This window comes from cyanobacterium endosymbiont of Rhopalodia gibberula, from assembly GCF_003574135.1.
In the GTDB taxonomy this organism is placed as follows: domain Bacteria; phylum Cyanobacteriota; class Cyanobacteriia; order Cyanobacteriales; family Microcystaceae; genus Rippkaea.
The window spans coordinates 1,104,448-1,116,888 of the sequence record NZ_AP018341.1 but is presented as its reverse complement, the minus strand read 5'-3'; the positions used below and the strand labels follow the sequence as shown (position 1 = coordinate 1,116,888).

Below are 12,441 nucleotides of genomic sequence, written 5' to 3'. Positions count from 1 at the left end.
TATCCAGTATCCTCCCAAACAATAAATCATGAGATTCTTAACTAATGATTAAGGTAAGTTGTTTTAGGTTTTTTTGGCAATCAATAAATATTGTCCTATAATTTTTTGTTGCATTAGCAAGCTGGGTTATTGTAAAGATCGCTAAATACAACTGAGATTTATATCTACTTTTCTCCACTTACGTCAAAACCTGCACCCTATACTGATAGTAAATCTCAACCGTTCGTTTCTGAATTTATCCTCTCCTTACATCGTACTAATCCCTTTAAAGGCTCGCAATTATTGCGTTCTTGTCATCAGAGAGTATCGTTGGTGGTTGTCTCGATTATCATTCGTTTAATTTTTACCTTATTAAAATATTTTAATGTAAATTATTGTTTTAACAATAAGGTTAATCCATCAGCAATGGGAATTAAACTAATATTGACTCTTGAATCTCGATAAATTTTTTGGTTTAAAGCTCGTATTTTTTGGGTACGGTTATCTTGAATATTTTCATCGGCAATTTTCCCTCCCCATAAAACATTATCAATAGCAATTAATCCTCCAGGTCGTACTAGTTTTAAGACCCGTTCGTAATAATCATCATAATTACTCTTGTCAGCATCAATAAAAGCAAAGTCAAAAGTATTACCTTGTCCTTCAGCCATCAGTTTATCTAACGTTTCTAGAGCCGGAGCTATCCGCAAATCTATCTTGTGAGAAACTCCAGCTTTGTCCCAATAATGACGTGCGATAGCTGTATATTCTTCGCTTATATCACATGCTACTACTATACCTTCATCAGGAAGAGCCAAAGCAACCGCTAATGAACTATATCCCCTAAATACTCCCAACTCTAGGGTTTTTTTTGCTCCCATTAACTGAACTAGCAAGGCCATGAGTTGACCTTGTTCAGGGGCAATTTGCATTTCAGCCATAGGATAGTTAGCAGTTTCTTGGCGTAGCTCTTTTAGAATGCTGGGTTCTCTGACAGAAATCGATTGTAAATACTCATACAATTTTGGTTCAATTCCCAGAGTTTTATTAGCCATAATTATTAATTAGCAATTGTTGATTAACTATCGCTTCCTCCTCCCACAATGGTAACAATTTCTAAGCGATCACCTGTTCTTAACTGGGTGTTATCCCAATATTGTCTATGTAGAATTTCTCCGTTATATTCTACTGCCACCAAACGGGGATTGAATCCCATTTTTTCTAAAAATTTTGGTAAAATTGTATTAGGGGGACAAGTTGTTGATATTCCGTTAACTTGTAGGATAATTTGGGATAAGGTGCTCATACAATAGTCCTAGTTACTGTTGTAAATAACTTAGTAAAGAATAAAGTATATGATGGAATCATTTGAATATTTAAAATCAGTTGATAGTTAGTTTTCTAAGTAGTTCTTGAGTAATAGTAGCAGGGTCATTTGCCATCATAATAGCACGAACAATAGCTACTTGTTTAGCTCCTGCTGTAATTACTTCATTAATGTTTTCGTGATTAATTCCTCCAATAGCAAACCAAGGAATGGGGGAATGTTTTTGGGCATAATTAACATAGTCTAAACCTGCCGGAGTTTTTCCCGGTTTGGTAGGAGTTGCATAGACTGGACCTACCCCAATATAATCTGCTCCTTGAGTGATCGCTTGAGCCATTTCCTGAGGATTAGTAGTTGAACGCCCGACAATCCTGTTTGGTCCTAAAATCTGTCTTGCTAAGGATATGGGGATATCTTGTTGTCCCAAATGTACTCCATCTGCATTAACGGCTAATGCTAAATCAACCCGATCATTCATAATAAACAAGCCATTATAATCATGGCACAATTTACAGATATCTTGGGCAGTTTTTAGTCTAAAAATGTCATCGGTATTTTTATCTCTATATTGAACTAAAGTCACCCCTTCTTTTAAAGCAGATTCAATAACTGACAAAAGATTTTCTGATCTAGAGGTTACTAAATAAAGTGGAGATTTCTTAAGTTTTTGATAACGATTATAGGTCAATAAATTGCTTTCTAAAATGTAAACTTGATAACGAAGATTTTTAAAAGTAATCCCCATCTCAACTTGATAGAGCTTACCATATTCTTCTAGGACTCTTAAGGCTTCTTGAACACGGCATAAATTAGATTGTAGGAGATGCTCAATACTTCTGCGAGTTTCTTCTTGAGGATGAGATAAAATTGTCCCAGGATCGTTTAAAGTGTCTCTCGCAAGACGTATTTCATGAGAATGCCAACGCGCAACTTCTTGGCGCATTTGCTTACATTCTTCAGCTAACCGACTATTTTCTAATCCAAAGCGACACCATTCTTCGATAATTCTTAATCCTTCCCTGGCGCGATCAAGGTTAGTATCCAAAATACGAGGAATAGACAAGCTTTTCCTAATATCTTTATTCATTAAATCTCCATAATTTAACAACTTATACCTACTAAACCTCTAACATAGGTTAGAGTGTAGTTATCCTAAACTTTTCTGAAGTTTTATCGTGTATTCTTTAAATCTTTCTAAATCAGCTCTAACAGTTGACTCGACAATTCTTCCTAGAAATAAACTGTCGATCAGTTGCCCTAATAAACTAGGAATATTATACGCTATTGTTAAACGAACAATACTTTTTCCATGACGATCATAAAATCTAACTGCCCCACGATTAGGTAATCCTTCGACAGATTCCCATTGTATGATTTGGTGAGAAACCAATTTTAGAATCCGGGATAACCAAGTAAATTCAAAGCTACTACTCACTAATTTCCATCGGGACAATTCGGGGTCATTTTCTAATACTTGAACTGAGTCTATCCACTTCATCCAACGAGGCATTTGTTCAAGATCTGACCAAAGACTCCAAACTAAGTCAATCGGAGCATCCACTTCAACTTGTACGCTATGTTCTAACCAATTAGACATCATTATAGTTAAGATTAACGATTGATTAATAAAGAAAGTTAGCAATACTCACTGTCCTCAATATACTAACGAATTGTGACAGGTTAGTGACAGTTTTTAACGTTTTCTGCTTTTTTTAAAATAACTTTCGCAGCTTGCTTCCCTGAAATTGTTGCCCCCTCCATGCTATCGATGTAATCCTGTTGAGTATAACTACCGGCTAGAAAAAAATTAGAAACAGGAGTATCTTGTGTAGGACGATAAGGATCCATTCCGGGGGCTTCCCGATACAAAGATTGCGCTAGTTTAACAACACTATACCAAGTCATTTTCAGTTTTCTTGAGGAAGGGAACAGATTATAGACTTGATTTAGAACATAATAGGCGATAGTTTTGTTTTTCTCTTTAATAAATGGATCACCAGGAGTTAAGACTAATTGCAATAAAGACCCTTGTCCATCTTTATAGTAATCTCCAGGACTTGTTAAAGCTAGATCGGCAAAACAAGAGAAATCTGCATCAGGTGTATATAACAAGTTATCGAGTCCAATTGCGGTTTGTAATTGTTCGCGTTTTTTAAAGTCGTTTAATTCGGTTACCCAACCATCAAAGCGTAATTGTACCGTCACAACAGGAACTGTTTCCAACTTATAAATATTGTCAAATAGTAGCCATTTACGCCAGTTATGAGGAATTAGTCGTTGAATTCCAGGAACATCACAGGCACAAACATAAGTGTCTGCTGTGATGGTTTCCTCAGTTTGCCCATTGGCAATAATTAGTCCGGTTACCTGAGTTTTATCATCATTTTCTTGGAATAAAATGTTTCTAACACGCCGTCGCGTATAAATTTTTGCTCCTCTTGTTTCAATGTAACTAATAATTGGTTTATGAAGATATTTATAAGGGGAACCCTCCAACATTCGCAATACAGATGCTTCAGTTTTCGTGGCAAAAAATAAGAAAATTGTAAGCATACAACGGGCTGAAATATTTTCTGTATCGATAAATCCTAAAGCGTAGGCGATCGGGTTCCACATTCGCTTGAGACTGCCATTATTTCCTCCATGTTGACGAAACCAGTCCGCAAAACTAATGGCATCTAGTTCCCTGATAGTTTTTATTGCCCCATTGAAATCTATTAATCCCCATACAATAGGGCTAATTCCTAAAGCTAAAGAGTTAGAAGCTTTATCAAACGTAGAGAGTTGGGAAGTAGTGAAAAAAGCTTTTAACCCATTAAACGGAGCACCAGTAAGGAAACGAAAATCTAATTCTCCAACCCGTCCACCTTCATTAATAAAGGTATGGACGTGTTGTTTTAGGCGTAAATTTTGGCTTGCTCCCACTTTTTCCATTAGAGTAAATAGATTGTAATAGCAACCAAAAAAGACATGTAACCCCATTTCAATGTGATTACCTTCATCATCTGTCCAACTGCCTACTTTTCCCCCGATAAAAGGGCGAGATTCGAAAATTTCAACCTCGTAACCGGCATCAACTAAATCAATAGCGGTGGTTAGTCCGGCTAACCCTGCACCAACGATTACAGCCCGCATTCTATCTTCCTTAATTTATTTATTCTATCTTTACAGATTGTAATAGATGAGCTGCAGCTCAATCTATTAACCGTGCTTTAATTTTTGTCTATTGAGTCTGATTAACAGGCGGAAATATATGTTTGTTTAATATTTTTGCTAATCCCACTCTTTGTTTTTCTATTTAGCTAAATTTATTCTATAAAATGCTTATTTTATAGTTATTTTTTCAACTTAACTCATATTATAAGAGGTAATTGAAAACCAATATAAATCTTGTCAATAAAAATTTCCTAACCTCTCTACTTTTAAATATTAAGTATTTTTTAGGCTTGCTTAACTTTAGGATAGTAAAAATTTGTAGAATCTTAAACACAGATTTGTTAGGCAATGTAATCAATCAATAATAAGTAATTATAATAAATTTTTATTTTGCGCAAATATAAGTATAATAAGTTGTTTTATTTAATTTAAGCAAAAAATAAGTATACTAAAACTAGTCTAAATATATTGATATTTTTGCTAAAAAAATTTGTATAATCAGTCATCTTACTCTCTATTATTAGAATAATATTTGATTTTAAAAATCAGCTACTATATACATTAACTAATCCCTGTTGTATTCTCAAAAAAATCTTTTCTTAAAATTAAGATACTTATTTTATTGTTTTTGAACAAAATGGTAAATTCTAGATAGATAAAAAGTTGTCTAAAGTCAAAAAATTGAAATATCTTCTGGAAAATAAGTCTACTATAGCTACCGTTTATCATTGTTGTATTCAACAGAAACTAGTCATAATTAACTATTAAAATAGATTGTCAATGACTGGCTTAATGCCCCTAACAAGTCGTAAATTGATCAATAGTAACTCGAATCGTCTCTATTAAGGGGCTAAGGCTGCAACAGAAAAGTAAAACGATAGGAATAAATTTCTGCTGTATTTCCCTAATTTTTCGTTAGGACATTTCTCAATCAAAGTTAAAGTGCAACAGACTAAACCACAAATACTATGACTCCCTTGACAACAGACTCAACCACTGTAAAAAGAGCTTCCCTTCCCCCTGAAGATGCACAGAAAAAGGTTAGTCAATTTATGAAAAATTTTCAAGATGAAATCTGTGCCAAACTTGAAGAAGTTGATGGTAAAAGTAAATTCCGTGAAGATGGTTGGCAACGAGAAGAAGGAGGAGGAGGGCGTTCTCGTGTTCTTCGTGATGGTGATGTGTTAGAACAGGGCGGGGTAAACTTCTCAGAAGTCTGGGGACAACAGTTACCTCCATCTATTTTGAGACAACGACCAGAGGCCGAAGGGCATAGTTTTTATGCTACAGGGACCTCTATGGTCCTCCATCCTTGTAACCCCTATATTCCGACAGTCCATCTTAATTATCGTTATTTTGAAGCTGGTCCTGTGTGGTGGTTCGGGGGGGGAATCGATTTAACCCCTTATTATCCTTTCGCTGAAGATGCTGTCCATTTTCACCGCACTCTTAAAGAAGCTTGTGATAAACATCACCCAGAATATTACCCGGTTTTTAAACCTTGGTGTGATGAATATTTCTATCTTAAGCATAGGCAAGAAATGCGCGGAATTGGGGGTATTTTCTTCGATTATCAGGATGGATTAACTTCTTTATACCGCGGTCCTTGTGCTGACAAAGCAGCATCTCTTCACAGCAATCAACTACCTCCTTTAGAACCCCGCACTTGGGAAGACCTTTTTGCTTTTGTTAATAGCTGTGGACAGGCTTTTTTACCTGCCTATGTTCCTATCGTAGAAAAGCGACGCAGTACAGAATATGGAGACAGGGAAAGACAATTCCAATTATATCGACGGGGACGATATGTAGAGTTTAATTTAGTCTATGATCGCGGGACTATCTTTGGATTACAAACTAACGGACGCACTGAATCAATTCTTATGTCTTTGCCGCCGTTAGTACGTTGGGAATATTGTTATTCTCCCGAACCGAATAGTCCTGAATCTGAATTATATGACACTTTCTTAAAACCTCAAGATTGGGTTAATTGGTATTAATGTTGAAAGTCAGCTGCAAGTGAAATTTAGCTTTGAGCGAACTTTATGTCCTTATTCAGCCTTATCCTCGTTTAATTTGAGCAAAAATTCCTGCTAAGACTTGACCTGCGCCAGCATCTCGTAAACATTTAGCTAGCTCCAGTCCTATTTGCTCTGCAAACTCTCGTTGCCCACTAATAGTGTCTTTAATCATCGTTTGACCGTCGAGACTAGCCACCATTCCCGTTAAAGTTAGGGTATTTCCGTCGATAGTTGTATTCACTCCAATCGGAACCTGACAACCGCCTTCGAGTTCTCGTAAAAATGCTCGTTCAGCATAACAGCGATCACGGGTTGGTTCGTGTTCTAATACTTTGAGTATTTCTAGGATTTCTTCATCTTTTTCACGACATTCAATCCCTAAAGCTCCCTGTCCTACAGCATGAAGGCAAATTTCTTTCTTAATAACTTGATGAACGCGCTCACCCATATCTAAACGCTGTAAACCTGCTACAGCTAAGATAATCGCATCGTATTGCCCCTCATCAAGTTTTCTAAGGCGAGTATTAACATTACCTCGCACGTCTTTAAAGGTTAATTTTGGAAAATGATAGCGCAGTTGGGCTAAACGACGTAAGGAAGAAGTCCCAATAATTGCCCCTTCGGGTAAACTCTCTAATTGTTTCTCCTGATGCTTTTTATGAAAAACGACCGCATCAGCCGGATCAATTCTTTCAGTAACACTCCCTAAAACTAAGCCATCTGGCAGATTAGTAGAGAGGTCTTTGAGGGAATGCACGGCAAAATCAAGTTGATTTTGCCCCATAGCTACTTCTAATTCTTTGGTAAATAGCCCTTTATCACCGATTTTAGCGAGGGGAATATCGATAATTTTATCACCTTGAGTATTCATGGTTTCCACGTCAAATTGGCGTTCAGGATAGTAACCTTGCAGTTTCTTTCGTACCCAATAGGTTTGCACTAAAGCCAACTGACTTTTACGCGAACCGATACGAATGGGGCGATTTGGACTAAAAAAGGACATAGATTCTGTTAATTCAGGCGAAGTGTGGAGCGATTGTTTATCCTATTTGCTGTATCCAGATAATTATACACAAGACATTGACTAACACAGAAGTAATTAAGTAACGAAAAGTAAGGAAAAGAAAAGGAAGTAGGAGCTTTATACTGTAAACAATATTTATTGATATGTGATACTTCAGACATAAAATCTAGTCCCAATCTTATCGAAATATTTATTATTTTGTTATTCATATAATTTATATATTTTCATTCTGCCTGTCAACTTACGGTATTTTCTTTAAAAAAAGGTGAAATCTTAAATATTAAAACAACTTTTTTGAGAAAAATTATAAGGATTTAATATATCGTAAGGTTCTTCTTTATTGCAGAAAAGTTTTTAAAAAAAGTTATCTATAATTGCTGTATTAGCTATTAAACAGGATTAAAATAGTTAGATAAATAAATTTAATACCTATAAAAAATTTTAAAAACAGACAAAAATCTTGAAAATTAAGAGATTTTTTGTTAAACTTAAAAAAGTTAATCTAGATCTCTTAAAAAATGCCAATTTGTTTTAAGTGGATCCGCACTATAAACTAAAATAGTAGCAGGTCTATTTTAGAGAATAAAAGAGATTAATATTCAATTAAGTAATTTAAAAAAATAAAATGAGAATATAAATGCCTTATAAATACTAGTTAAAAACTCTATAAGGACTAAATAAAAGTAAATAGATTTACTTATAAATGAGAAAAATCTAAATAAATAATAAAAAATAAATTCGCTAAATAAAACGTCATTATTCCTCTCAAAGATACATAATTTTTGACTAATTAATTCCACACTATAAGTTAATTTCGATAAAATTAGTTTTTTCTAAGCTTTCAAAATTTAACAATATTTTTATTTCTGTTCTTAATTTTAATTAAAAAGGCTTTAGTTATCCATCTTTATTAAGGTTTTACCATTAGAGAGCATCACTACAAAGTAGAACTTCTTCAGGAAATATAAAGTTTTGACAGGGTTGGTTTTTAGGAGCCATTCAAGCTCATAGATCTTCATTTAACAATTGGTGTAGAGTTTCTTAAACTAGAGGTCTTCTGCTGCCCGCAATTTTCTTAAAAAACAAAATCATAAGTCGAACGTTAAAACCTGGACTAACTATGTTCAAAGAACTCATCCAGAGTCCAGTTACAGGAATAAATAGAATGAAGAAATACAATCAACGCTTGTTGGAGAAAGCAATTCTAATCGGATCTTTTCAAAGACACAGTTAAGAACAAATTGACAAATACCGTGATAGGAGCAGAGAAAGCAATGGGTTTGTAGGAATGAATGCTGACTGGACGGAAAGTTTCAAACTATTCTCTCTGTGAGACGCGTCCAACTGCAATAGTTATTTATTGTATAAATATCAAAATCCTTATTAAGGACAAGGTTAAAAAATTAACTTAACTGTAAAGACTCCTAACCTCATAATACTCAGAAAATTGTGATAAATCTTTACTTTTCTTGAGTTGCACCCCTCCAGGATAAGGCACCATAGTTTTCTATGTAGAGTTTTAATAAAAGATTAAGATTATCCCTTAGCTGTTAGTTCTGGAAAGAAAGATAAATTCTGTCAGATAATCAAAAGGATACCCCTGTAGTTAAGAGCATTCATGATTAGCATTGACCTGACCCTGAAATATACGTCTATCCCTATTTCCGTCCAGCGCAAAGAGACAGAAGATGCAGACTCTCTATATGAGAAAATTATTTCCGCTATGCGCTCCCCAACTCCTGAGTTAATTGAATTAACTTGCGAAAAACAAACGGATAAGAAAGTCGCTGTGATGAGCGACCAAATCAGTGCCGTGATCCTTTCTCAGAAGGATGGCGCCGCATCAGTTGGAAGAGTCCCAGGGTTTTTTTCCTAGGCTGAACCGGAAAAGTAAGCAACCTTTTTGAGTTATGGTATTATCGACTAGGCAATTGGTCAACAGGAAACGGATTATAGTCTCCCAAGAAGATATGTTAGTCTTTCTCTATTTCCTAATTTTAAATAGGTAGTCTAATAGCATAACTTGAAAAGGAATCATTTAAACTTTTAATATTTTCTGTTCAGTTTTCGCCATTACTGCTGATTTCTAATAATATGAGAGGGTGAGTTGCAATTCACCCCTCATATTATCTGGTTAAACCTAAATCACTGTTTGGAACTACGAGGGAATAGGGAGTCTTAGATAATCTTTCGTAAATTTTGGGGAATGCGGGAATATTAGGATTATAGGTTTAATTTATTGGTTACATGCATGAACTATGACCAATTTTAATGTTATGGGGAAACAAGGTCCCTGTTGATCAGAAATTGAAGACTTGAGTTAGACAACCTTAACATAGACAATATTGGTTAAGGGGTTTTCACAGAAGATTGTTTATATTAAAGTAGGTTAAAATAGCAATTTAAACTTTTTCTTGTTAAGAACAAATAACTAAAAACTGTTCAGATAATTATTTCTACTAAATATCTATACACTAAAATTGTTTGGAATAAAACGTGACCATAATATAAAAAAAATTTTCTATTTAAATTTGTTAGCTAAAAATTATTTGATAATAAACATTTTTTAGCTATTTTATAAGCTTTTATTTAATGTAACTCTCTTCTATTAGATCTACTTATGTAGTAAAAGTTAGTAAGGAAAACAAATATCGAATATCGAATAATGTAATTAAATATTTAAGGGAATTTTCTAATCATAAAAAACAATTAAATAGTCGAGTAGTATCTGCCAGTTATGTCGGAATTTTATAGGAAAAAATAGGAAAACCTTACTCCAAAAAGAGATTGAAGCAGTTTTATAAAAAAATAAAAAGATTAGAGTATTTAATCTAAATTAAAACTAATTACAATATTTTATTAGAAGTGGCAAAATAAACAGAAGATGGCAATCACTCTTTTTAAACTGTGTTTCTGTTTTAGATTTGTTTAAATTTACCTGTATTTTATTTGTAAAGATTCAAGTCTTTATGTATTTATCTAGTGCTAGATCGTTTTTAGATCAACACTTACAATCTTCGGGATTTCTCATAAATACCCTAACCTTAGCACTGATGGCTAAGGTCGGTTTCTATAAGGTGTGTCTATCGCGATATTAAAGTTAAAGATACCAATCCAGTTATTAAATTGATAATAACTGAATATTAGAAAAATTAAATGTTTCGGTTTTTATCTGTCCTTGTTCTTTAGTTTGGATAATGCGACTGGCAAGAATATAATACCTCCCTACTTTTTCATAATTATCCTCGAAATTGTTTGTTCCACCTTTAAGTTCTCCAGTTTCAGAATCGTGGTAAACAGAATCATAACGATGAGACAAATAGCCTTCCCCTGTGTTATGGCTACTAAAGGTATTGATAGTAACGATTATGCCATGAATATGGCGATAAACATAACACACTTCATTGTTGCGAACTTTGTAGCTATCTCCTTCGGATTTACCACCGACAAGGAGTTTTACTGCACCAGTATCATCTGTTCCCCCATACGTAAAGGTATTTTGTCCGTGAGTGTCTTCAAAGGCTCGACGAATACGATGAATGGCAATTTCCCACAGTTGATGATGAAGTTCTTTTTTGATTTCAAGCTCATCAACATTTAAAACCTCAGCACTGAGATTCTGATTGACTCGAACTTGACCAGTAAAAATCTTATCTTTTCGTTGATAAGTCACATCTGCTGTGTACCCTGGAAAATTACTATCCCAAGTGTAGCGATTTTCATAGGCAGCACGAAATAATTCTCTGGCTTCGGTAATCGTTGTCGTGTAACTTGTCATTTGATGTTCCCTAAACAGTTAGTTAGTTTAATGGTTAGTGGCTATTTGTAGAGTAACAGAAGCCATTACGGTCTGTTTTACCCCAATGATTGGCATACTAGCATCAGAGGCTATTGCTGAGCGCAATTCAGTTTGCAACGATCTAGGACGGGGAACATTAGTTCCGTCAATTCTAATCCTAGCGATTCCATGGCAGTCTAGTTTAGGATTTGTAAAACGGCTTGTACTTGTTGCTGTGAGTTTTCTGTAGAAATAAGGCTTCTTTTTGAGCTACCGCGATCGCTGATTTAGTGGACGTAAAATTGACCCTATCAATTACAAGTTGCTCCTAATTTCACTTTTTTGTCTAATTGTCCTGTAATTAGAAACAGTTACATTACTTTGTCCCCAAATACCCCATATTTACTGGTTATCAAGATAATTTATAATTAGGTTTTAATCATAGTCTGAATAATTTGGAGTCATTATACGTTACACAATTTCAGCAAGTCCACTACCCGTTGAGTTCGCTTAGCTACTTTCTTTTTAACTTGCCTAAACTTCTACTTTCAATCAAATATGAGTTAAGGTAATGATAATTCTTTTTATTCCCTATCCGGTAACGGTTAAAGTTTTAACTATGATTCCTTTAGTGATCACTCGATTTACTCTCATTAAACTGACATAAATACTAATTCCTAAACCTATTTAAAATACCTGACTTATTACTAAAAGTTGATTTCTCATTATAAAATTTTGTTTTTCTATCCTAGAAATTAGAGACAGAAAATATTTTTTGATTATTATTCTATATCGATCAATTTATTTCGAGAAGATATTTCCAATTTAACGACTATCTTTAATCTAGCAACTTTAAACTTGTTAGCTAACAGCTTAATCAAGAGCCAAGAATCTCTACCATCAACTGGCAGCAATTCTTAAAAAGACAACAGATTTTTTTTTATTGTTTAGGATTATGATTAACTTTAGTTTGTACTTTTATTTGAGTCTTTTAACCTTATCAATATATTGATAATAAACTGATGTAATTCTTAGTATTCTGAGTTATTTCTGTAGAACAACTTTGATACTCTAGTTAATCTAACTAAGAAATAACTTCTGCATCTGAAGCTAGTTTAAACATTTTAGTTAAAAAATAAAGAAATTATACGAAAATGAA

At 34.1% G+C, this 12,441-nt stretch carries 10 protein-coding genes and 1 pseudogene; 3 read left to right on the top strand and 8 right to left on the bottom strand.

The features are described from left to right. Window positions 1–371 precede the first annotated feature (371 nt). The 5 genes from RGRSB_RS03610 to zds form a co-directional block, all read right to left on the bottom strand. Complete coding sequence (locus RGRSB_RS03610) at window positions 372–1,034, bottom strand: class I SAM-dependent methyltransferase (protein WP_119259874.1); 663 nt, start codon at window positions 1,032–1,034, stop codon at window positions 372–374. Window positions 1,035–1,057: 23 nt separating this feature from the next. Next, complete coding sequence (gene thiS, locus RGRSB_RS03605) at window positions 1,058–1,285, bottom strand: sulfur carrier protein ThiS (protein ID WP_119259873.1); 228 nt, start codon at window positions 1,283–1,285, stop codon at window positions 1,058–1,060. A 76-nt stretch (window positions 1,286–1,361) separates the two neighbouring features. Next, entirely contained in the window at window positions 1,362–2,393 is a 1,032-nt protein-coding gene (locus tag RGRSB_RS03600; protein ID WP_119259872.1) for a thiamine phosphate synthase, read from the bottom strand. A gap of 60 nt (window positions 2,394–2,453) precedes the next feature. After that, a complete protein-coding gene (locus tag RGRSB_RS03595) occupies window positions 2,454–2,903 on the bottom strand; it encodes an SRPBCC family protein (RefSeq protein WP_119259871.1) in 450 nt (149 codons plus the stop codon). Between the two features lie 83 nt (window positions 2,904–2,986). Continuing rightward, window positions 2,987–4,441, bottom strand: coding sequence for a 9,9'-di-cis-zeta-carotene desaturase (zds, locus tag RGRSB_RS03590; protein ID WP_119259870.1), 1,455 nt, complete (start codon window positions 4,439–4,441; stop codon window positions 2,987–2,989). Window positions 4,442–5,430: 989 nt separating this feature from the next. Between zds and hemF the strand changes: the two genes are divergently transcribed. After that, entirely contained in the window at window positions 5,431–6,459 is a 1,029-nt protein-coding gene (gene hemF / locus RGRSB_RS03585) for an oxygen-dependent coproporphyrinogen oxidase (protein WP_119259869.1), read from the top strand. Between the two features lie 61 nt (window positions 6,460–6,520). Here the strand turns inward: hemF and hemC are convergent, their stop codons facing one another. Both hemC and RGRSB_RS11050 read right to left on the bottom strand, forming a co-directional pair. Further along, window positions 6,521–7,483 carry a hydroxymethylbilane synthase gene (gene hemC / locus RGRSB_RS03580; protein WP_119259868.1) on the bottom strand — a complete coding sequence of 321 codons (963 nt, stop codon included), beginning with the start codon at window positions 7,481–7,483 and terminating at the stop codon, window positions 6,521–6,523. Between the two features lie 1,115 nt (window positions 7,484–8,598). Next, a pseudogene (locus RGRSB_RS11050) lies at window positions 8,599–8,707 on the bottom strand (photosystem II D2 protein (photosystem q(a) protein)); the annotation flags it as partial. A 415-nt stretch (window positions 8,708–9,122) separates the two neighbouring features. On the opposite strand from RGRSB_RS11050, the gene RGRSB_RS03575 reads away from it, so the two are divergent. Next, window positions 9,123–9,380 (top strand): UPF0367 protein family, encoded by a 258-nt coding sequence (locus RGRSB_RS03575; RefSeq protein WP_119259867.1) that lies wholly within the window; start codon window positions 9,123–9,125, stop codon window positions 9,378–9,380. Between the two features lie 1,245 nt (window positions 9,381–10,625). On the opposite strand, the gene RGRSB_RS03570 is transcribed toward RGRSB_RS03575, so the two are convergent. Next, window positions 10,626–11,282: a DUF3386 domain-containing protein gene (locus tag RGRSB_RS03570; RefSeq protein ID WP_119259866.1), complete on the bottom strand. Its 657-nt coding sequence runs from the start codon at window positions 11,280–11,282 to the stop codon at window positions 10,626–10,628. A 37-nt stretch (window positions 11,283–11,319) separates the two neighbouring features. Here RGRSB_RS03570 and RGRSB_RS03565 point away from each other — a divergent pair, with 37 nt between their 5' ends. Continuing rightward, on the top strand, window positions 11,320–11,532 hold the full coding sequence (locus RGRSB_RS03565; RefSeq protein ID WP_119259865.1) for a hypothetical protein: 213 nt from the start codon (window positions 11,320–11,322) through the stop codon (window positions 11,530–11,532). Window positions 11,533–12,441: the final 909 nt, after the last annotated feature.